The following is a 20,877-nucleotide window of genomic DNA, read 5'->3' on the forward strand; positions in this document are numbered from 1 at the left end:
AGGGGATCATTATGGTAGAACGCGAAACCATGGAATTTGACGTGGTCATCGTCGGTGCAGGGCCCAGCGGCCTTGCTAGCGCCATTAAGCTTGCGCAATTAGCACAAGAACAACAACAAGAATTGATGATTTGCGTGGTTGAAAAAGGCTCTGAAGTAGGTGCTCATGTGCTCTCCGGTGCCGTTTTCGAAACTCGCGCACTCGATGAGCTACTCCCTAATTGGCAGGAGTTAGGCGCGCCACTGCATACCCAAGTCACCGAAGACGAAATTTTATGGTTCAGTGATGAGCAAAAAGCTAAATCCCTGCCCCACTTTATGGTGCCCAAAACATTTCATAATAATGGCAACTATATCGTCTCTATGGGCAACGTTTGTCGTTTTTTAGCCGAGCAAGCAGAACAATTAGGAGTCGAAATTTTCCCTGGTTTTTCCGCGCACGAACTACTTATTGAAGACGACAGCGTCAAAGGCATCATTACCGGTGATATGGGTCGCGATAAAGAGGGCAATGAAAAGCCTGGGTTTATGCCGGGGATGGAGCTCAGAGCAAAATACACCATTTTCGCAGAGGGCTGCCGAGGCCACTTGGGTAAACAATTGATCAATCAATTTGCCCTTGATAAAGACCGCTCTGTGCAACACTACGGTCTTGGTTTTAAAGAAATCTGGCAAGTAGATGCACAGCAACATCAACAAGGAAAAGTGGTTCATGGCACTGGGTGGCCGCTTAGTGGAGATACCAATGGCGGCGCATTTATGTACCACTGCGAGGATAAACAAGTGGTGGTGGGCCTCATTGTCGACCTTAACTACACCAACCCGCACTTAAGTCCTTTTGATGAATTTCAGCGAATGAAACATCATCCTGTATTCGCCGATGTGCTCAAAGGCGGTAAACGCTTAGCCTACGGCGCGCGTGCTATAGCCAAAGGCGGGTTACATTCGCTACCGAAAATGCACTTCCCGGGCGGCCTACTCGTAGGCTGTGACGCAGGTACGCTGAATTTTGCCAAAATCAAAGGCAATCACACCGCAATGAAATCCGGTATGTTGGCAGCCGAAAGTATTTTCGCGGCAATAAAAGGCGGTGATCAACACACTGATTTGGCGGACTTTGCGCAGCGTTTTGAATCTTCTTGGGTGTATGATGAGCTTTACCGCTCACGCAATTTTGGGCCGGCGATGCACAAATTGGGTAAGTTCTTCGGGGGCGCGTACAACACACTGGACCAAAACCTATTCGCAGGAAAGCTGCCTTTTACCTTTAAGGACAACACCCCTGATTACGCGACCCTACTGAGCAGCTCACAAGCACCGAAAATTGACTACCCAAAGCCAGATGGTGAGCTTAGTTTTGACAAACTCTCATCGGTCTTTTTGTCTAACACCAATCACGAAGAGTCTCAGCCGTGTCACTTACAATTAAAGGATGCTGCGATACCTATTACGGTTAATTTGCCACGCTTTGATGAACCAGCACAGCGCTACTGCCCAGCTGGGGTTTACGAAGTGGATGACAGTGAAGGTGAGGCAAAATTTGTGATCAATGCGCAAAACTGTGTGCACTGTAAAACCTGTGATATCAAAGATCCTAGCCAAAACATCACCTGGGTCACCCCAGAGGGAGCGGGTGGTCCTAACTACCCTAATATGTAGTTGTTATTAAGTACTTTATCCTAAGTTGCAACTGGGGCGTAAGCCCCTTTTTTATTTATATACACTACACTTGCTGTAACAGGTCGAGCATATTTGGGGAGCTCTATGAGTCAAGATACGGTTACTTTTCGATTTTTAGCCGAGCCTACCGATGTCAATTTCGGTGGTAAGGTCCACGGCGGAGTCGTCATGAAATGGATAGATCAAGCTGGCTATGCCTGTGCCGCAGGTTGGAGCGGTCATTACTGTGTCACGGTATCTGTGGCCGGAGTAAAATTTCGCCGGCCAGTGTTAGTGGGTCAATTAGTTGAAGTTAACGCCTCTATTGCGCATACCGGTAAAACCAGTATGCAAATATTTATACAAGTACGCTGTGGCGACCCCAAGACGCAACACATGGTCGAAACTAACCACTGCGTGATCAGCTTTGTCGCTATGGACCAAGCCGGCTACCCAGTAGAGGTGCCATGCTTTAAGGCAAAAACAGAAGAGCAGAAGCGCCTAGAGGCGTATGCGATTAAAATGAAAGAGATAGCCATCGAAACTGAAACACTTTTACAGAAGACCTGTTAATCGACTATTAATCAATTAGTTAGGTTCCATTCAGGGTGTAATTTTGACATTTACCGGAAAATTTTACACCTTTTTCAGGTCCATACAAAACAGCCGCGCGTTACACTCCTTAAGGCTTTGTAAACAACCCTGCGCTTTTCTGTAACTAACTGAATTATATATTAATAAAACACCTAATTTTAGTTGTTTTAAGACTCTTGGCATGGCCTCTGCTTTGTTAGGCATGAACTAGCAAAATGGAGAATCAAGATGAAACACACTAATAAAACTGCTCGCTTTTCCCTTTGCGCTTTAGCTATGGCTTTAACGACAACCACAGCGATGGCGGCCCCTTCAAGTTATGAACCAAGCAGTGAAGTGAACCCTCGTTTCTACACCGGTATCGGTTACGGCCAATACTCATTTGAGTTCGACAATGATGACCTAGATACTGAATTTGATGACGATGCCGGTATGCTTGAAGCTTACGTGGGCACACAGCTCAATGATTATTGGAGTTTCGAGCTCGGCTATCACAATTTTGATGAAGTGTCTGATATCGACCAACAAGCAGAACTAGATGGTGTTTCGCTATCAACCAAACTCGCTCTGCCTGTTAGTGAGCGTTTCAAAGTTTACGCCACCGCCGGTTGGCTAGAATGGGATGCAGACCTACGTGCGCAACTTGATGACCTAACCATTGCCACCACGCAGGCCGATGGTGGCGATGTATTTTACGGCGCCGGCGTACAGTTTGCGATGACAGAGCAAGTACGCTTCAACCTTGAGTACGAGCGTTATGAACTAGACGAACAAATTGACCCCGAAATGGACGTTGCGTCTGTATCGGTTGAATACCTATTCTAATTAGCCCAGCACTTTCCCTACTTGTACAAGGGGCCCTGTGCCCCTTGTTTTTACCCGGTGCCATGACTACACTGCGCTCACCTTAATTCGCTGTGTAAAACATTGTGTCGTCCCAGTATCAAATCACCGCCATTGGCCATATTCGCTCTCCGTATAAACAAAAGTTTGCTATCCCGCGACAACCTCGGCTAGTTAGCGCGGCGCGCGCTGATCTTATCTTTACCGATGAATTTAACAGAGAGGAGTTTGTGCGTGGTATTGAGGAGTTTAGCCACCTATGGCTGTTGTTTCGTTTTCATGAAACGGCTGATAAAGGCTATTCACCGTTAGTTCGCCCTCCTCGCTTAGGCGGAAACGCTCGCAAAGGTGTGTTCGCTACGCGAGCGACATTCCGTCCCAACGCCATTGGCATGAGCGCAGTCGAATTGCTCGGTGTGAATTACCTACACGGGCAGCTTAGTCTTCGTTTAGGGGGAATCGACTTACTCGATGGCACCCCGATTATTGATATCAAACCCTATCTGCCTTATTCCGATGCCATGATGGATGCCAGTGCTGGCTTTGCCGATACCCGGCCGCACACCCAGATGAGTGTCAGTTTTTCTGAACAAGCACAAAGTGTTATCGACAACAGCGACCCTGCTTTAGTGCTTGAGCAATTTATCACTCAAGTGCTTCAGCAAGACCCACGGCCAGCGTATAAAAAGAGTCAGGCAGGGGTGCAGCACTACGGCATGACCTTGTATGATTTTAATATTCGCTGGCAAGTAGACGGTGAGCACAATCATGTTCTCGAAATTTGCCCGCTTTAGCGCTTTGCCCTGCGCCCGAGCGCTGCTAAACTAGCGCTCTTACCTATTAATCATTAAATAAAAAACGGAATATTCATGCGTACCAGTCAGTATTTACTTGCGACCCTGAAAGAGACGCCCTCAGATGCCGAGGTGGTGAGCCACCAGCTCATGCTTCGTGCGGGCATGATCCGCAAACTCGCCTCCGGCCTATACACTTGGCTGCCTTCCGGCGTTAAAGTGCTGAAAAAAGTTGAAAACATTGTTCGTGAGGAAATGAATAAGGCTGGCGCCATTGAGATGCTCATGCCCATCATTCAACCTGCTGAGTTGTGGCAGGAGTCGGGCCGTTGGGAACAATATGGTCCTGAGCTTTTGCGTATTGAAGACCGTCATAAACGCCCTTTTGCGTTAGGACCTACCCACGAAGAAGTGATCACTGATTGCGTACGTAAAGAAATTAGTAGCTACAAACAGCTGCCAATCACCTTATACCAAGTACAGACCAAAGTGCGCGATGAAATTCGTCCTCGTTTTGGCATCATGCGCTCGCGCGAGTTCGTCATGAAAGACGCTTACTCGTTCCACCTAAGTGACGAGTGTTTAGCGCAAACGTATGAAAAGCTACACCAAGCATATTGCAATATTTTCGACCGTTTAGGCTTAGATTACCGCCCAGTTCTTGCAGACACCGGTTCCATTGGTGGTAATTTGTCTCATGAATTTCACGTATTGGCCGAATCTGGTGAAGATGCTATCGCCTTCAGTGATGGCAGTGATTATGCCGCAAATATCGAAAAGGCAGAGGCAAAAGCCCCGAACGAAGCCCGTCCTGAGCCCAGCAAAGAATTGCAAAAGTTCGACACCCCGAAAGCAAAAACCATTGCTGAACTTAAAGAGCATTACGGCGTTAAGCCGCACCGTGGTGTGAAAACTTTATTTGTTTACGGCGAAGCTGACGAGCAAGAGCAACGCCCACTGGTTGCTTTAGTACTGCGTGGCGATCATGAGCTCAACGAACTCAAAGCAGAGAAGCTTGAAGGCGTGCAGGCACCACTGGAAATGGCGAGCGAAGCGGACATTGTTAAAACAGTAGGCGCTCGTCCTGGCTCTTTAGGCCCTGTTGGCTTAAATACAGCGATTATTGTTGACCGCTCAGCGGCGGTGATGGCGAATTTTGTCGCCGGTGCCAACGAAGATAATGTTCACTTCAGTGGCATCAACTGGGATCGCGACGTCAATGACTACCAAGTTGCGGATATTCGTAACGTGGTTGATGGCGATCCGAGCCCTTGTGGTAACGGTACTCTGAGTATTAAACGAGGGATTGAAGTTGGTCATATCTTCCAGCTTGGCACCAAGTATTCCGAGGCTATGAAAGCCGGAGTATTGGCAGAAAGTGGTAAAAACCAGACCATGACTATGGGCTGTTACGGTATTGGTGTATCCCGTATCGTTGCCGCTGCCATCGAGCAAAACAATGATAAATACGGCATTATTTGGCCGAAAAATATCGCTCCGTACGAACTGGCTATCGTGCCCATGAATATGCACAAGTCACATCGTATCCCTGATATTGCTGAGCGCTTTTACAGCGAATTGCAACAAGCTGGCGTTGATGTACTCTTTGACGACCGCAAAGAGCGTCCTGGGGTCATGTTTAACGATATGGAACTACTGGGTGTGCCACTGACCTTAGTGATTGGTGAGCGTAACCTCGATAACGATCAGGTAGAGCTTAAAAACCGCCGTACAGGTGAAAAGCAGTTGCTGGATATTGATGGTGCGGTAGCCGCCATTGTTGCCGAGCTTGCTAAAGCATAAACGAAAAAAGCCAGTCGAGAGACTGGCTTTTTTATTACTGGTATTTGCGGAAAAACTCCCACGCGTCAATTTTTGATCCGTTATCCAATACACAAAAGCTGCTCTTGCCTTGGGGCTGCTGCTCAACAAGGTATTGCCCGCCCTGATCAACACAGAATTTTGCAGCGGGATTACTCATATCCACAGGCAGTTGTTGCGTTAATGGCTCGTCTTGGCAACCGCTAAGCGCAGCTGTTAACACGATACACAGCCCAGCTAAACGATACTTCATGTTGCTCTCCTATTACGCTTTACGCGTTTATCCTCGTTACACCCAACTTTTATGGTCGACGAGGCACTGCTAAAACATCGCCAAAATGACCGGTTCTTGGCAAAGCGTAAAGCCTGTTAAAGCGAACAAATCATTGCTTTGCTGTCATATTGGCTCATTGTCTCCCAGCACTTGCTCACCAAGGCTGGCTGAAGGTCGCAATAATAATCAGGCTCATACCGTTAGACAAGCAGATCCGATAGTTGTCACGGATTGTTCTTTTTTTAGTCTTTTTTTTGTCATCGCTACGCTCTAGCCTCGCTATTATTACGCTGCGAGTCACACCATTATGAAACAACGTAAAACCACCCATTACCCGGCCGTATTTATCTCTGATATTCATTTAGGTTGCAAAGATTGTAAAGCCGACTATTTACTCGACTTTTTAGCCCATATTCAGTGCGATACACTTTATTTAGTGGGCGATATTATTGATTTATGGTCAATGAAAAGGCGGTTCTTTTGGCATTCCAGTCACTACCATGTACTACAAGCACTGCAGGAGAAAGTAAAAGCAGGCACACGGGTCATTTACGTACCAGGTAATCACGATGAGACCTTTCGTAAGTATGATAAAGAGCTGCTCATGGGCGTGGAAGTACACCGGCAGTTTGTGCATACCACAGGTAATGGTAAGCGCTTTGTTATCTTGCACGGTGATGACTTTGATTCTGCAACGCGTTACAGCAAACTGATCAGTATTATCGGCGACGCCGCCTATGACTTTTTGCTGTTTTTAAATCGCTGGCATAATCGAGTACGCCGCCTTTTTGGTGGCCGCTATTGGTCTTTAGCAGCGTGGTTAAAATCTCGTGTACACAAGGCCCAACAAGCGATTACTGCATTTGAAGATGCGGCCATTCACGAGGCCAAGCGCCGAGGCTATGACGGCATTGTCTGTGGTCATATTCACCAACCCAAGCTACGTGTCAGTGATGGTATTATTTACTGTAACGATGGCGACTGGATAGAGAACTGTAGCGCCTTGGTAGAGAATCATCAGGGCCGTATTGAGCTTTTGCACTGGTCAGACACTCAGCATGTGATGGCTTCAAACCCGTTAAGCGAAGTGAATAGCAAGGCAGCATAAATTCATTACATGGCTGTAGGCATTATTCAACGACACGCCCAAGGTTGATTAATTTATTCACAGCTATTGCTATAAATCTAACCATCTAGCCTCTGTAAGGCGCGATTTGGTTGCATATTGAGCTTATTTCACGTACTAATAACTGCTCACTATAACGACAATAATGGAAGTGAATCTATGTCTGATGAGCAGATACCCACGCCACCGACTTCGGCGGCTGGGGATTCAAAATTGGATACCGCCTTTTTCGGTCATCCCAAAGGGTTACAAACCCTGTTTTTCACAGAAATGTGGGAGCGCATGAGTTACTACGGCATGCGTGCCATGTTAGTGCTGTTTATGACCGCATCGCTGCAAGAGGAAGGTTTGGCCTTCACGGTAGCGTCTGCTGCGGCAATTTACGGCCTCTATACCGGTGCAGTCTACTTCCTTGGCTTACCCGGTGGTTGGATCTCAGATCGCCTGTTAGGCGGTCAGCGAACTGTCTGGTATGGCGGTATCGTTATTATGATCGGCCATATTATCCTCGCAATTCCCCACCCTAGTTCGTTCTTTATCGGCTTAATATTTGTTGCTACCGGCACCGGTTTATTAAAACCAAACATCAGTGCCATGGTAGGTCAGCTGTATAAAACCGAAGATGAGCGTCGCGACAGTGGCTATGCAATTTATTACATGGGCATCAACCTCGGCTCTATGATTGGCTACGGTGTATGTGGCTACTTTATGGAAAATGTCGGTTGGCACTGGGCCTTTGGTGCAGCAGCCGTGGGAATGGCCATCGGTTTAGTGCAGTACCGCCTGACTCAAGGCAGCATTCGCGGCATCAATGATAAGCCAGCAAACCCACTGTCGACCAAGGGCGCATCGCTTGCTTGGACTGTCATTGGCGCATCAATTGCGATGGTCGCACTGACTGTTTACGCTGCACACAATGGTTGGTTGGTCATTGACCCGGTCGCTTTAGCGGGCTCGGTAGCCATCGTCTTTACCATCACCTTTTTCATTTACTTTGGCTACATCTACTTTTTAGGTGAGCTAACAGACGATGAAAAGCAGCGCATGTGGGCACTATTCTTAGTCTGTGTGGCCTCAGCGTGTTTTTGGTCAGGGTTCGAACAGGCTGGTTCATCGTTGAACTTATTCGCTCGCGACTACACCGACCGTATGCTTGGTTCTTTTGAGATCCCAACAGCATGGTTCCAGTCAGCGAACTCATTTTTCATCATTATATTGTCGCCATTTTTTGCAGCACTGTGGATTAACCTTGCCAAGCGTATGATCACGCCATCGTACAGCGTTAAATGTGCCGTGGGTCTTATCATTATGGCAACCGGCTTTTTAGTCATGTTCTTTGCCGCGCAATATGCTGCTGATGGCCTGAAAGTCGCACCTTATTGGCTTATTACCACTTACTTCCTACATACAGTAGGTGAGCTATGCCTAAGCCCAGTCGCACTCAGTGCGGTAAGCCGCTTGTCGCCAGCACGTTATGTGGGCCAAATGATGGGCGTATTTGTTCTTACCTACTCCATTGGTAATATTATCTCTGGCTTACTAGCTGGTAGCTTTGACCCAGAAAACGTTCAAGAAATCCCTGGCCTGTACATGCAAATAGCCTTGTTCAGTATTGGTGTAGGTATTATCTTGGTATTGTTTAACTTCAAAGCGAAGTATTGGGAGCGTGCGGGCCAAAATGCCCCAGAAGTTCCTGAACCGAACCCAAGCGAACAACCTGCAGAACAAAAGATTTAATACTAAATCACGACTGCCAACGGCCCTTAATAGGGCCGTTTTTATTTCAACACCACACTCTTTGGCTAAAAAAAGAACATCACTTAGCTAGTTATTCTAATTAGTACGACCAAAGTTGGATTGCTATAACAATTTTTGGCATAAGTATGAATTACCTTGCCAAATTCTGTATGATTGCCACGTTTTTATGCAGTTCAAAGGTAGTATCTATGAGTTCCTCTCAACATGTGCTCGGCGGTGAAGGCACCACCACAGCACCGGCGTGGTCTCGCCACGATACCCATTGGGTATTAAGTTTATTTGGCACCGCAGTCGGTGCAGGTATTTTATTCTTACCCATTAATGTCGGCCTTGGCGGCTTTTGGCCCCTCATCATTATGGCCTGTGCCGCATTCCCAATGACCTACCTCGCGCACCGAGGCTTAGCACGCTTTGTGTTATCGTCTAAACACGACGACAGTGACTTCACTGATGTGGTGCAAGAACACTTCGGTGCTGGCGCTGGCAGATTAATCTCACTGCTATATTTTCTATCTATCTTCCCTATTTTACTTATTTACGGAGTCGGCCTAACCAATACCGTGAATGACTTTATCGTGCATCAACTGGGCTTTGCACAGCCACCTCGTGCGCTACTGTCCGGCGTATTGGTCGCAGCCATGGTGGCCGTGATGCTCGGAGGCGAAAAGCTAATGCTGCGCGCCTTTGCCATCCTGGTTTACCCTTTAGTTGCGGTACTGTTTGGTTTATCTCTGTATTTAATTCCACACTGGCAGGTCCCCAGTACAGATATCGCCCAAGCGCCGCAGTTTATTGAGAACTTATGGCTGGCCGTGCCTGTTATCGTATTTTCTTTTAGTCATGCTGCGGCGATCTCCAGCTTTGCCAATGCACAGCGTCGTCATTATGGCCAAAGTGCACGTGTAAAGTCTGACAAAATCCTCAAGTACACTGCAATTATGCTGATAAGTTTTGTACTTCTTTTTGTATTTTCATGTGTTTTTGCGCTTAGTGCTGAACAGCTTGAAGCCGCAAAGGAAGCCAATATTTCCGTGCTCTCTTATCTTGCTAATACCTATGACAACCCTCTTTTGGCCTATGTTGGCCCCTTGGTGGCCTTTATTGCCATCACCTCGTCGTTTTTTGGTCACTTCTTGGGAGCACGGGAGAGCTTTAATGGCTTAGCGGTTAAGCATTCGAAGTTAAGTTATCAGGGGGCGGATAAGCTAGGTGTTGCCTTGATGTTTGTGGCGATTTGGATTTGCGCCATCTATAACCCCAGTATTTTGGATATGATGGGGGCGATTTCAGGTCCAATCATCGCGATGATCTTATTTATTATGCCGATGATTGCAGTGTACAAAGTCCCTTCCCTTGCACGTTACAAAGGCAAGCTCAGTACGTACTTTGTGTTACTTGTAGGTGTACTAGCCGTCTCTGCGCTTCTGTATAACTTGATAGGTTAGTTGTTTGCAGCGGCAACCATGACGGCTGCCGCTGACTCCCTGTAAACCTTTTATACCTGTATCTGGAAAGCGGAACGCTTAAAGGTTTAGGGGTTTACGCGTAACGAGAAAGAGACTCGATAAACACAGTAAACTGCCCACGGCCATCATTCCAATATTGATAAACCCAGGGGGTTCAACAAATAAAAATAGCTTCACCGCAGCAAATGACAGTAATGAGATCCCCACAGTCCCCACTAACAGCCCTAATCCTTGTCCTTTCATGTGTGTCTTTCCTTCTTTTATCCCTATGCACTTTATGCACATTGAAACTGAGCGAACAGCGCTAAATTGGCAGCCCCTGCTTAGTTTGATTGTTTTCTGGAACGTTTGAGGTTGTCTTTAAACTCTTTCCATCCAGAACAAAGCTCTCCACCGGCCTTGGCACACTCATTGAGCACTTCCTCGGCTTTTTGCTCATCCACGGCAACACCTTTGCCATCTCGATAGGCTTCATATACATAGTACATAGCGGTTAAATTGCCATTGTCAGCACCCTGCTGATAATAATCGAACGCCTTTTCAGGATTCTTGTCGCCAAACTTTCCCTCTTCATATAATTTTGCATAAAAATAGAACGCGGTTGTGTTTCCGTTTTCGATAGCTTTATTGAGCCAATAGTGCGACTTATCATAATTTGGCTTTAACCCTAGAGCAAAAAGCCAACCAGAGCGAGCCATAGCTTGTGCATCCCCCTGTTTAGCTTTCTCCAGTTGGATATCAAGATTACTATCGTCTTTGCCAAACAAAGTGGCTTTCAGTGAGTTATCAGTTTTCACTTGTTGAGCATAAGATGCGGTGCTACTGATAACCCCCAGCAAGACTATTAACGTTAGTTTTTTCATAACAATCCTTATTTATAGAAAACGAATCATCGATGAGATGATAATGCCAACAACGCCCAATAAAACGGCAATACGTATATGAAACAGCATCGGCAGTGCCTGTTTTGTTGAGCGCTCAAGCGATACCGGATAGTTCTTATGGGTAAGCGCTAATAACAGCGCTTGACCATTAATGGCCATATTGCTCACCGCGATAGTCGGGCCTTCGTCGGTGATAAAGGTTAATGACACCACGTGTGGGCGTTTAATTTTGCGTCGAGACCAGCCAATGGAATAGCTATCTACTACGTAATAATTCCATCTTGCCTCTATCGAGCGGACGTGCTCCTTTGCTACCTTACGCGCTTTTTTATCTGCAAACAGCAGTGCCGGGAGCTGTAAATACTGCTCGTCAACCACAATATCGCTTTGAGGTGATTGGGCGATAAAGTAATACTGATTACATAAATGGGCTCGAACCAGCCAATAACTCAGGTAGGTCAGCGCTAAAAGAACACACCCAGCAATCCAGTTTTGGGATGAGCTCACAACGCCTATAGTTATTAGCAAACCAAAAGCGACCGCAATATATACAGCCTTACGTTGACTGTTTGGCAGTGGCATCGCAAAGCGCGACACGCTATGGCTTGAGAGTATCTCGCCAGGAGAGGTATGGCGATAGAAAATATCAGCCACAGTGTCTTTGCTGGCTGCACAGGCTTTGTGCCCCTTTTTACTCGCTGTCCCCTTACTACGTAGGGTGTAATCAATGCCTGAGTCCGAAAGTAAGCGCTTGATCAGTTCACCTTGGCCTCTAAAGTCGAAGCGCTCGACTTGAGTGCTATGCTCAGATGAAAAGGTAAGCATTAATTCATTCTTAGCGCGCCCACACGTAAGCACAAGCTCATTGAGCGATGACAGCGCAATACGCTTTACGCTAAAGGTTATCATCCCGATGCCAAACAACTTTAGTTGGCTGCGAATTAGCAGAGCGTCGTTATCGAGTATAAAGCGCCGCTGATAAGCCGCAAGCAACAATACAAACAGCGTGTTTATAACAACAGACTCAATATCACCGCTAACAATAGCTAGGACGACTAACAGTGAAAAGAAGCCAGCTAAAATGGTCGCTATCCACTCCCGCAACGATTTTATCTGTAATCCTTGGCTCATTTTTATTCCTTTTTATGACCGAGCTTTGATTTGGTTTGATTTAGTTTAAGCTTTTCTGCTCGTTTAAATTTTGCAGGTATTCCATGAGGTTGAGAGTTTGTTCAGTGATGTCTTTTTTAAGATACCCTGTGGGCAAAGAAAAGGCCGACGGCTCTACGGCCCCCCATTTGTGCTTTTGTAGTGTCAATACATAGCCGCTATCAAGATCCTCAATGCGACTTGGAAGCGCATCATGATCATAGGTAAATAAACGCAGTAACTCATCGACGTTGTCGGCCATTAATCCAAGTCCTGACTGGGGAATTCTCATCTGCTGCTCTAAACGATTTTTGAGCCACTCAAGCTCGGAGGCACTAAGTCGCGATTGCTCAGTCTGCACACGATATACCACAACCTCATCACGCACTCCTTGGTATTGTTGTGTGTTTATTTGAGAGAAAGTAGCCGCACTGGGGTCGTTGCTAGGGTCGAGCATCATCTTCCATAACTGCTGCTCACTCTTGCCCATTCTCTCTGCCATAGCTTTAAGTTGCCTACTGGCATTTTCATAAAAAGGCTGAAAGTCGCGAAACAAGATCTGCTTGTGGCTATGAATAAGCACATACTGGCCCTCGCCTTCCCGGGTGATTTGCGATAACTGCATATCGGGCAAGCGGTAGTGGTTGGCAATGGCCGAATTGGATATATGTAACACCGCTTCACCGCGCTCACTGGTGTGGCGGTTGTCTACTTGATAAACGAGGGTAAGTGACTGGGCCGAAGCAGAGCTGGCTACCATCGCCAGCCAGACCAATAATAAGCGCATGATTATCGTCCATTGATAAAACAATCCTTTGAATAATGGACGATATTAGCAAACTAGGCTGCCAAGTAAAGCGCCGCTAAGGGCGCATGGCTGAAAAAGCCCTTTACCTATTTTCCTTCGCCGCTACCGTGAATATGGGTGAAGATATGACTAACTTGCGCATTACTTTGCGGTCCGCTATAGCCGTGACAAGCAAAACAATTAGCTGCGGGTTGCAGGTTACTGTTACCACTGTAACTCAATTCATCGAACCCTTGCTGAGCATTGGTCTCCATGGTGGTATTAGCAAGTTGAATAGAGCCTCGTTGATTCTCAAGGCTGCTGGATTGACTGGTATCACTGACCCACAATGCCCCAACTAACTTGTACTGGCTGAGTACCTGGAGCTCACTGCTATTAGGCAAGGCGGCAAAGCTGCTTTGTAACTGCTTATTAATGGTAGTGATATTAGCGCGATTTTTTGTCGCTTGATTATCCCCTTCACGTGTACCTTGTGCGTAGACTTGGCAAATTTCTGTTGGCGTGCCAGTTAAGGGGGTGCTGCCGGAGATATCCGCTGTTTTATTGAAGTCACAGCCCGCTTTCGGGTTAGGTAGGGAGCTTGCGCATTGGCTACTGGCAAAACTCCACCCTTGCGACGTTTGTGGCTTAGTTTGACAGTCGGGGGCGTTGCTACGGTGCTCGAACGTAGCCCAAATAAACTCTGGGTGCAGCGCCGTACTTTTTACTAAATGAAAACCCACCATACCGTAAATCTCGTCGCTCTCAAGCTTGCCGTTGGCGTTAGTATCAGATTGGATCCACACATAGTCGCTTTTCTCTTGTTCGCTGATCTTGCGCCAAGACGACTTTATCTCCGTCGTGCCAGCAGGCAGCGTTGTCGAGGTTGATGCAACATTACACATGCCTTTATTAAAGCGAGCCTCGTAGAGAACGACGTTACCTTGTTGGTCATAAATAACTGCGTCGTTGAGCGCCTGGTTGGTGCCGCTAGGCAAAGTGAAATCACTGCTGCTAGTGTGGCTGTCTTTCTGCGTGCGAATAAAGAGCTTTGACGCAACGGTGTTTGTTGCACAGGAGTTTTGTTCAGTCCCCAAAAACACGGGATATTGGCCGGAATCAAGGAAATTGCGTGTCGATTGTGGCGCTGCCATTAGATTGATAAACCACTGCCAAGAAAATTGATAAAACTGGCATAGGTTCTCACCATCCCCCGGTATTTCTGCCGGTGGGTTGCTGGGGTTGGTAACCCATTTCTGACTGGCCTTGCAAAACAGCGGATCACCGCTTTGGATTTCATCAGCCACTGGGGTCGCATTGTTACAGCCACTAAGCACCAGCGCGATGCTAGTCGCCAAGATGAGCGGTTGGGTAAGATTCATGACGGTTCCTTCTATACCATTTAGCGTAGTGCTGAGTATAGAAGGAACGTCTTATATAGATATTACATCGGGTAACAATTAATTAACTAAATTACCTAATTTAGCGAAACAACACATCCTCTTTATTAAACCAGTAGGTACAAAATGCCAGTAACGCCCCGGCAAGCACCACGGTGGCTGCAAAGATAAGTCCCACTAAGCCCAAATCAACTGTGCCTTTAATGATCTCTTTGATAGCCAGGCAAATATTAGTGATAGGGATCAGCGCTGTTTTAGCGGTCAATTCCATATTCGGCATGATGGCGACAATGATAGGGATGAACACTAAAAATGACAGCGGCGACATGTAGTTTTGTGCTTCTTTAAAGCTGCGAGCATAAATAGAAATGGTCAGCGCTAAAGAGCCAAAAATCGCGGCAACCGGAATTAATAGCAACAAAATCAATAATAAGTCGGTCACCATTACCGTACCAAAGGCTTCTTTAAGCATATCAAGCTCAATAAATTGCCCAGCTAGGGTGATCCATAAGCCAAAACTGAGCACCGTGACCATGGCACTGGTAATGCCACTGCAAAATACCGTTAAGAATTTACCGAGCACCACTTGAGTACGTGATAGAGGCGTCAATAACAGGGTTTCCAGAGTACCGCGTTCTTTTTCACCGGCCCCTAAGTCAATGGCTGGATACATGGCGCCGGTCAGCACTAAGGGTAGCAGCAGATAAGGGATATAGGCACCGATTTTTTCACCGAGATTCTCACGCTGATCGGCGGTATTGACCTTCTCAAGCTCAATGGGCTGTAGCAACGCCGCCTGGGCATCTTCACTGACCCCAAGCTCAATAAGCTTGGCACTTTGTAGTTGCTGCGCGTATTTGTCCGCCACTTCTTTCAAGTTGGTAAATAAGAAGTTGATGGCTTGCGCATCATTAAATATAACTTGCCAGGTGCTTTGCTCACCGTTATCCAGCGCACCTTGTGCATCCTGTGGAATGTAAATACCGACATCGATGGTCCCGGCTTCCACCGCCGCTTTTAAGTCTTCAATGCTCTGGTATGAATGCTTTTGTTCAAGCTCTTTAAAGCTTTTATGAAAAAAGACTTCTTTCGCGAAAGGCTCGGCATATTGGGCATTAACGATGGCATATGTGTGCACTTCCTGCTTAGCCTCAAGCGCGGCCTGCGATGCTAAAAAGCCAATAAGCGCAAAAATTATCGGAAAAATAAGCAGCGGCAGCGCAACCACGAACATCAGCGTTTTTCTATCGCGTAACAACTCTTTTATTTCCTTTAAAAATACTTCATACATGGCGATGATCCTCAAGAATATTCATAAACGCGTCGTTCAGGGCTGTCGCGCGCCCTTGCTCGCTAAACTGCGCTAAGGTGCCGTCAAAGCAAGTGACCCCTAAGTCAATGACACTGACACGGTCACACAATAACGCAACCTCATCGAGATGATGGGTCGAGAAAATCACGGGTGTGCCCTGCTCTTTAAGGCCTTTAATAAAGTTAATCACCGTTTGCGTGGTCATAATATCTAAGCCTGTGGTGGGCTCATCCAATATCACCACATCGGGCTTATGTACCACGGCTCTGGCGATATTGGTTTTTTGCTTCATTCCAGTAGACAGGTTATCGGCTCGTTTATCCAAAAAGCTGTGCATATCCAATAAGGTAAATAGCTCATCACAACGCTCAGCGAGCGCCGAACCTCTCAGACCATGGAGTTTGGCGAAGTACTCAACATTTTCTTTCGCTGTTAAGCGCCCATATAAGCCTGTTGACCCCGAGAGAAAACCAATGGCTTTGCGCCCCGCTAAGGGCTTTTTAACTGCGTCCACGCCATTGACTTCAATGCTTCCTGAGTCGGGTTTTAATGCGGTTGATAGCATTCGTAGCGTGGTGGTTTTACCGGCGCCATTAGGCCCAAGTAATCCCAGTACTTCACCTTGATTGCAATGAAAGCTGACATCGCGAACCGAATGGAAAAAGTCTTTGTCTTCACGTGGATCTTGCTGCGACTCTTTGACGTTTTTCTTATGGTCTTTGGTGAGTTTGAACTTTTTCTGTAGCCCATTCACTCTTATCATTATTTTGTGTTCCTTCGTTTTGGTCGAAAGTAGTCCGTATTGGCATAAAAATTTGGGTCGACATTATCGTCATACCATCCCGGCACCCCGAGCAAGGGAAGCGGGGATAGCTGCGAGTTATCAGCCAACACATTTTGCTCGGCTATCATCTCATATAGGCGCGCATCGAGGTAGCGGTATTGGGCACTTAAATCTTTACAAAATATATCAGCGTCAACGTCGATAAATAACGCTTTCCCCGTTAAGCCAATAAACGGCTGTGTCAGCATTTCATAATTAGCGTGGCCAAAGGTATAGGCACGAATGCTATGTTGCCACCGCTCTTTGCGCTCTACAAATACCTCCTGCCACTGGTGTTGGCGAAAGGCGGTTATCCAACTGGGGTCACTCACCGCTAATACCACGGCACATTCATCAAATAAGGTCAGTGCATTACGGGTTTTACTGCGCTTAGAGCAGGTTTGCAGGGCCATTTCCTCAATATGTAAGCGATTGAGTAAGGCCTTGGTTTTAGGAAATAGCCGCCATATATAGGCACCAAACAGATCATGCCAGTTTTCGCTGCGCGTGGGGACTTTGCCAGTTTCATAAATGAACTGCTCATAATAGCGCCCATCCAGTTCAAACTCGCTATTGGCTATAAATTCTATGGCCAAACCTTGGGCGTTCACCAATTGATGTTGGTTTAACTCACTTAAACTCGGCCAGTCGCGATATTGCTCTAAAGCAAACAGGGCGTTGAGGTGGGCGAATGCACCACCTTGTAAACAATTAGTGCGCCACTGTGGATAGGGGGTAAAACGTTTCATTACTGCTTATTTTAACCGTAAATTTTGCCTAGTTTAGCGCAAAAACTGGTGTAATTTCATCGCTATCCTTATACTGGCTGTCGTCTTATAGCAATGAAATGAATAAATATGAAACGCTATTTCCCACTGACTTTACTTGCCGGCGGCATCCTTGCTGGCTGTGCAAGCACACAAATTACTGAACAAGACGTTATGGCGGGCTGGAACAGCATCAACGCTGAACAACTCGCGCAGCACGTTAAAACACTGGCTTCCGATGAGTTTGGCGGACGTGCCCCGTCAACCAAAGGCGAAGAGCTTACGCTGGCTTATCTCACCGAGCAATTTACGGCCTTAGGCTTTAAACCCGGCAATGGTGATAGCTTCTTACAAGAAGTGCCGCTGGTATCAATTGAAGCCGACCCCAACATGACCCTCAATATTGGTGGTAAAGACTACCAATATAAAAAAGACATGGTCATGGGGACTAGCCGTATTAGCGCTAAAGAGGCCATCAATGATTCTGAGCTAGTGTTTGTTGGCTATGGTGTGAATGCCCCAGAATATGGCTGGAACGACTATGAAGGCCTTGATGTAAAAGGCAAGACCGTGGTGATGCTGGTCAACGATCCGGGGTTTGCCACCAAGGATCCGGAGTTGTTCACCGGCGATGCCATGACCTACTATGGCCGCTGGACATATAAATACGAAGAAGCAAGCCGCCAAGGCGCTGCTGGTGCCATTATTGTCCACGAAACCGCACCTGCGTCCTACCCGTGGTCAGTGGTCGAAAACTCGTGGAGCGGCCCCCAGTTTGGCTTCCAAAAAGATAACAACAATATGGACCGCGTAGCGGTTGAAGGCTGGGTGACTGTGGATGTAGCCAAAGAGCTATTCGCAAAAGCCGGTCTGGATTTTGACCAAGCTAAGCAACGCGCAAGCGAAGGTGCTTACCATGTTGATATGGGCGATTTAACTGCCAGCGTTGAAGTAAACAGCGAAATCAAAAAATCGATTTCCTATAACTTTATCGCCACGCTACCGGGCAGCACGAAACCTGATGAGCACGTTATCTACTCCGCGCACTGGGATCACTTAGGAACCGATAAGAATCGTAAGGGCGACCAAATTTATAATGGCGCACATGATAATGCCACCGGTACTGGCGGTATGATTGAAGTCGCTGAAGCCTTTGCCACATTGCCCAAAAACCCAGACCGTTCAATGACGTTTTTAGCCGTTACTGCTGAAGAGCAAGGTCTGTTAGGGGCAAAATACTACGCTGCTAACCCGGTTATCGATATCGATAAAACTGTTGCCAATATCAATATGGACAGCTTGAACCTGCTCGGTAAGGTTAAAGACATCAGCGTTGTGGGCATGGGTAAGTCTGAACTTGATGATATGCTAAGCGAAGCCGCTAAAATGCAGCAGCGTAGTGTGTCTGGTGACCCTAAACCAAGCTCAGGTGGGTATTATCGCTCTGATCACTTTGCCTTTGCCAACATGGGTGTGCCAGCGATGTACGCCGGGGGTGGCAGTGAGCCTGCAGATGCGCAAACGGCTAAGTACCGTAAACGTATGGGCCTAGTGTTGCGCGGCTGTTATCACCAGCCTTGCGATCGCTACCGCGATGAATGGGATTTATCCGGTGCAGTACAGGATTTGCAGCTGTTCTATAAAGTGGGCTATGACATCTCACAGCAAAGCGAATGGCCGCAGTGGTATGCAGACGCGGAATTCCAAAGATCTAAATAGGTTTAATTATCATTTAGATTAAACTATAGTGTAACCTAGTTTATGATCTAGGTTACACATTATGCCCGTATCGACTCTCTCACCCTGTGTTCTTACAACCAATTGGATGAAAGTCATTAATAAACGGTTATTTTTCCCTCTTGGTTTGGCGCTACTGTTGGCCTTACCTAGCACCCGCGAACTGACGTTAACGGCGCTCAGTGATGCGTTCTTTCAGGTCAGTGTCTTTGTCGCTGCTACCCTACTGCTCTACTACCTGCTGATAAAGCGTTATCCTTTACTGGAATTAGGCCAGTTTTCTCAGCGTTACCCTAAATTTGAAGTGTTATTCGCGGCGTTCTTAGGCGCGTTGCCTGGCTGTGGTGGCGCCATTATTGTCGTAACCCAATTTACCCGGGGGCAAGTCAGTTTCGGTGCCGTTGTTGCGGTGTTAAGCGCCACAATGGGGGATGCTGCCTTTTTGCTCTTGGCAGCCAGTCCTTTTGATGCCCTGTTAGTCCTTGCTATTAGCTTGGTGGCGGGCACGTTAATGGGCACGCTAGTTAATAAAATCCACGCCGATATCGAATTTCACCATAAAAAACCAGACCCCGATGTATTGCAAGGCAAACCTGCAAGCCCGCTATTGATGGCGACAAAGCAAATATGGATATGGGCATTACCATTGCTATTACTTGTTGCCCTCGTTTTGGCGTTTAATATCGAGCCGGCAACCCTATTCCAAGGTGCCGACACCATGGTGCTGTATGGCGGTAGTTTTTTAGCGGTGGCGTCGATGCTGGTGTGGGCGCTCACCAAAAATGAGGGTAATTACCAATCTATTGCCTGTGAAGACTGTCCGCCCGAGCCAGAATCTGCAACTCTTAAGGCTATACAAGATACCCACTTTATTACTGTATGGGTGGTGGCTGCGTTTATTACGTTTGAACTTGTCAGCACCCTCGCAGGGCTTGATTTAGCGGTGTGGTTTAATCAGTATGCACTATGGACACCCTTAATCGCTGCGCTGATTGGTTTAATTCCTGGTTGTGGCCCGCAGATTGTTGTCACTGGCCTATACCTTCAAGGTGGGCTCCCATTCAGTGCCTTGTTGGCCAATGCCATCTCAAATGATGGGGATGCCTTATTCCCTGCCATCGCCCTGTCACCCAAGGCCGCATTTATTGCTACAGTCTATACCTTGATACCGGCGCTCGTTTTAGGCTATGGCTGGTATTTTATAAACCAGTGGACATAAAAAAAGCCGGTACTAAACCGGCTCTATATATCTCGTTATCGATTAGGCAGTGGCGCCTTCGATATCACCTTCTTTAGGGTTTGCACCCCAATCGTTGTCACCTTCTTGGCTGTCTTGCGCAAGGAAGATAATAACTACGATAAAACCGATAATTGGAATAAGGTAAAGTAGTTGCCACCAACCAGAACGGCCAGTATCGTGTAAGCGACGAGCACCCGCAGCTAAACTTGGAACAAGTAGCACTAACGAGTAGATTGAACCGATAAAAGCCGTGCCTAAAACGCCATCAATCACCGCAGTAACGATGCTAAAGATGAAGTTGAATAAAAAGAACATCCAGTAAGCTTTACGACGGATACGGCCTTTAAAATCAGCAAAGCGTTGAAACGCTTCAATATAATAGTTCATCACTATTTTCCTATTAGTTATTTTGAAATTCCTTTGTCCTGAGCGATGTACGTCAGA

General features: G+C 46.9%; 20 protein-coding genes. 10 read left to right on the forward strand and 10 right to left on the reverse strand.

Annotated features, from left to right (window positions below):
• The first annotated feature begins 11 nt into the window (after positions 1 to 11).
• From MHM95_RS01765 to MHM95_RS01785, 5 genes are all read left to right on the forward strand, one after another.
• Entirely contained in the window at positions 12 to 1,658 is a 1,647-nt protein-coding gene (locus tag MHM95_RS01765; RefSeq protein WP_239384035.1) for an electron transfer flavoprotein-ubiquinone oxidoreductase, read from the forward strand.
• A 105-nt stretch (positions 1,659 to 1,763) separates the two neighbouring features.
• Positions 1,764 to 2,231, forward strand: a complete 468-nt coding sequence (locus MHM95_RS01770) for an acyl-CoA thioesterase (protein ID WP_022946572.1) — start codon at positions 1,764 to 1,766, stop codon at positions 2,229 to 2,231.
• 249 nt (positions 2,232 to 2,480) lie between these two features.
• On the forward strand, positions 2,481 to 3,077 hold the full coding sequence (locus tag MHM95_RS01775; RefSeq protein ID WP_045978324.1) for an outer membrane beta-barrel protein: 597 nt from the start codon (positions 2,481 to 2,483) through the stop codon (positions 3,075 to 3,077).
• 104 nt (positions 3,078 to 3,181) lie between these two features.
• The gene (gene tsaA, locus MHM95_RS01780) at positions 3,182 to 3,889 is read left to right on the forward strand and encodes a tRNA (N6-threonylcarbamoyladenosine(37)-N6)-methyltransferase TrmO (RefSeq protein WP_239384036.1); all 708 of its coding nucleotides are present in this window, start codon (positions 3,182 to 3,184) and stop codon (positions 3,887 to 3,889) included.
• A gap of 75 nt (positions 3,890 to 3,964) precedes the next feature.
• Positions 3,965 to 5,692 carry a proline--tRNA ligase gene (locus MHM95_RS01785; protein WP_239384037.1) on the forward strand — a complete coding sequence of 576 codons (1,728 nt, stop codon included), beginning with the start codon at positions 3,965 to 3,967 and terminating at the stop codon, positions 5,690 to 5,692.
• A gap of 34 nt (positions 5,693 to 5,726) precedes the next feature.
• Here the strand turns inward: MHM95_RS01785 and MHM95_RS01790 are convergent, their stop codons facing one another.
• Positions 5,727 to 5,963, reverse strand: coding sequence for a DUF333 domain-containing protein (locus MHM95_RS01790; protein ID WP_138547342.1), 237 nt, complete (start codon positions 5,961 to 5,963; stop codon positions 5,727 to 5,729).
• A 328-nt stretch (positions 5,964 to 6,291) separates the two neighbouring features.
• Here MHM95_RS01790 and MHM95_RS01795 point away from each other — a divergent pair, with 328 nt between their 5' ends.
• From MHM95_RS01795 to MHM95_RS01805, 3 genes are all read left to right on the forward strand, one after another.
• Positions 6,292 to 7,092: a UDP-2,3-diacylglucosamine diphosphatase gene (locus MHM95_RS01795; protein ID WP_022946567.1), complete on the forward strand. Its 801-nt coding sequence runs from the start codon at positions 6,292 to 6,294 to the stop codon at positions 7,090 to 7,092.
• Positions 7,093 to 7,269: 177 nt separating this feature from the next.
• Entirely contained in the window at positions 7,270 to 8,847 is a 1,578-nt protein-coding gene (locus MHM95_RS01800) for a peptide MFS transporter (RefSeq protein WP_022946566.1), read from the forward strand.
• Positions 8,848 to 9,056: 209 nt separating this feature from the next.
• Positions 9,057 to 10,313 (forward strand): aromatic amino acid transport family protein, encoded by a 1,257-nt coding sequence (locus tag MHM95_RS01805; protein WP_022946565.1) that lies wholly within the window; start codon positions 9,057 to 9,059, stop codon positions 10,311 to 10,313.
• A 78-nt stretch (positions 10,314 to 10,391) separates the two neighbouring features.
• On the opposite strand, the gene MHM95_RS01810 is transcribed toward MHM95_RS01805, so the two are convergent.
• From MHM95_RS01810 to MHM95_RS01845, 8 genes are all read right to left on the reverse strand, one after another.
• Positions 10,392 to 10,577 (reverse strand): hypothetical protein, encoded by a 186-nt coding sequence (locus MHM95_RS01810; protein ID WP_239384038.1) that lies wholly within the window; start codon positions 10,575 to 10,577, stop codon positions 10,392 to 10,394.
• Between the two features lie 80 nt (positions 10,578 to 10,657).
• Entirely contained in the window at positions 10,658 to 11,197 is a 540-nt protein-coding gene (locus tag MHM95_RS01815) for a tetratricopeptide repeat protein (RefSeq protein ID WP_239384039.1), read from the reverse strand.
• Between the two features lie 12 nt (positions 11,198 to 11,209).
• Positions 11,210 to 12,349, reverse strand: a complete 1,140-nt coding sequence (locus tag MHM95_RS01820) for a hypothetical protein (RefSeq protein ID WP_239384040.1) — start codon at positions 12,347 to 12,349, stop codon at positions 11,210 to 11,212.
• Positions 12,350 to 12,389: 40 nt separating this feature from the next.
• Positions 12,390 to 13,154: a hypothetical protein gene (locus MHM95_RS01825; protein ID WP_239384041.1), complete on the reverse strand. Its 765-nt coding sequence runs from the start codon at positions 13,152 to 13,154 to the stop codon at positions 12,390 to 12,392.
• A 107-nt stretch (positions 13,155 to 13,261) separates the two neighbouring features.
• The gene (locus MHM95_RS01830) at positions 13,262 to 14,536 is read right to left on the reverse strand and encodes a hypothetical protein (protein WP_239384042.1); all 1,275 of its coding nucleotides are present in this window, start codon (positions 14,534 to 14,536) and stop codon (positions 13,262 to 13,264) included.
• 100 nt (positions 14,537 to 14,636) lie between these two features.
• A complete protein-coding gene (locus MHM95_RS01835) occupies positions 14,637 to 15,845 on the reverse strand; it encodes an ABC transporter permease (protein WP_239384043.1) in 1,209 nt (402 codons plus the stop codon).
• Positions 15,838 to 16,629: an ATP-binding cassette domain-containing protein gene (locus MHM95_RS01840; RefSeq protein ID WP_239384044.1), complete on the reverse strand. Its 792-nt coding sequence runs from the start codon at positions 16,627 to 16,629 to the stop codon at positions 15,838 to 15,840. Before MHM95_RS01840 ends, MHM95_RS01835 begins: the two co-directional genes overlap by 8 nt.
• On the reverse strand, positions 16,629 to 17,438 hold the full coding sequence (locus MHM95_RS01845; RefSeq protein ID WP_239384045.1) for a DUF3025 domain-containing protein: 810 nt from the start codon (positions 17,436 to 17,438) through the stop codon (positions 16,629 to 16,631). Before MHM95_RS01845 ends, MHM95_RS01840 begins: the two co-directional genes overlap by 1 nt.
• Before the next feature lie 108 nt (positions 17,439 to 17,546).
• Between MHM95_RS01845 and MHM95_RS01850 the strand changes: the two genes are divergently transcribed.
• A complete protein-coding gene (locus tag MHM95_RS01850) occupies positions 17,547 to 19,175 on the forward strand; it encodes a M28 family metallopeptidase (RefSeq protein WP_235418966.1) in 1,629 nt (542 codons plus the stop codon).
• 61 nt (positions 19,176 to 19,236) lie between these two features.
• Complete coding sequence (locus MHM95_RS01855; protein ID WP_235418965.1) at positions 19,237 to 20,412, forward strand: putative manganese transporter; 1,176 nt, start codon at positions 19,237 to 19,239, stop codon at positions 20,410 to 20,412.
• Positions 20,413 to 20,454: 42 nt separating this feature from the next.
• Here the strand turns inward: MHM95_RS01855 and MHM95_RS01860 are convergent, their stop codons facing one another.
• Positions 20,455 to 20,820, reverse strand: coding sequence for a DUF805 domain-containing protein (locus MHM95_RS01860; RefSeq protein WP_022946553.1), 366 nt, complete (start codon positions 20,818 to 20,820; stop codon positions 20,455 to 20,457).
• Between the last annotated feature and the right edge of the window lie 57 nt (positions 20,821 to 20,877).

Source organism: Pseudoalteromonas sp. CnMc7-15, from assembly GCF_022347925.1.
Taxonomy (GTDB): Bacteria; Pseudomonadota; Gammaproteobacteria; order Enterobacterales; family Alteromonadaceae; genus Pseudoalteromonas; species Pseudoalteromonas ruthenica.

Coding starts and splice junctions, on each gene's coding strand:
- MHM95_RS01785 (WP_239384037.1), top strand. CDS start 3,965: ATGCGTACCAGTCAGTATTTACTTGCGACCCTGAAAGAGACGCCCTCA.
- MHM95_RS01795 (WP_022946567.1), top strand. CDS start 6,292: ATGAAACAACGTAAAACCACCCATTACCCGGCCGTATTTATCTCTGAT.
- MHM95_RS01850 (WP_235418966.1), top strand. CDS start 17,547: ATGAAACGCTATTTCCCACTGACTTTACTTGCCGGCGGCATCCTTGCT.
- MHM95_RS01835 (WP_239384043.1), bottom strand. CDS start 15,845: ATGTATGAAGTATTTTTAAAGGAAATAAAAGAGTTGTTACGCGATAGA.
- MHM95_RS01825 (WP_239384041.1), bottom strand. CDS start 13,154: ATGCGCTTATTATTGGTCTGGCTGGCGATGGTAGCCAGCTCTGCTTCG.
- MHM95_RS01845 (WP_239384045.1), bottom strand. CDS start 17,438: ATGAAACGTTTTACCCCCTATCCACAGTGGCGCACTAATTGTTTACAA.
- MHM95_RS01770 (WP_022946572.1), top strand. CDS start 1,764: ATGAGTCAAGATACGGTTACTTTTCGATTTTTAGCCGAGCCTACCGAT.
- MHM95_RS01830 (WP_239384042.1), bottom strand. CDS start 14,536: ATGAATCTTACCCAACCGCTCATCTTGGCGACTAGCATCGCGCTGGTG.
- MHM95_RS01820 (WP_239384040.1), bottom strand. CDS start 12,349: ATGAGCCAAGGATTACAGATAAAATCGTTGCGGGAGTGGATAGCGACC.
- MHM95_RS01805 (WP_022946565.1), top strand. CDS start 9,057: ATGAGTTCCTCTCAACATGTGCTCGGCGGTGAAGGCACCACCACAGCA.
- MHM95_RS01860 (WP_022946553.1), bottom strand. CDS start 20,820: ATGAACTATTATATTGAAGCGTTTCAACGCTTTGCTGATTTTAAAGGC.
- MHM95_RS01765 (WP_239384035.1), top strand. CDS start 12: ATGGTAGAACGCGAAACCATGGAATTTGACGTGGTCATCGTCGGTGCA.
- MHM95_RS01790 (WP_138547342.1), bottom strand. CDS start 5,963: ATGAAGTATCGTTTAGCTGGGCTGTGTATCGTGTTAACAGCTGCGCTT.
- MHM95_RS01815 (WP_239384039.1), bottom strand. CDS start 11,197: ATGAAAAAACTAACGTTAATAGTCTTGCTGGGGGTTATCAGTAGCACC.
- MHM95_RS01855 (WP_235418965.1), top strand. CDS start 19,237: ATGCCCGTATCGACTCTCTCACCCTGTGTTCTTACAACCAATTGGATG.
- MHM95_RS01800 (WP_022946566.1), top strand. CDS start 7,270: ATGTCTGATGAGCAGATACCCACGCCACCGACTTCGGCGGCTGGGGAT.
- MHM95_RS01775 (WP_045978324.1), top strand. CDS start 2,481: ATGAAACACACTAATAAAACTGCTCGCTTTTCCCTTTGCGCTTTAGCT.
- MHM95_RS01810 (WP_239384038.1), bottom strand. CDS start 10,577: ATGAAAGGACAAGGATTAGGGCTGTTAGTGGGGACTGTGGGGATCTCA.
- MHM95_RS01840 (WP_239384044.1), bottom strand. CDS start 16,629: ATGATAAGAGTGAATGGGCTACAGAAAAAGTTCAAACTCACCAAAGAC.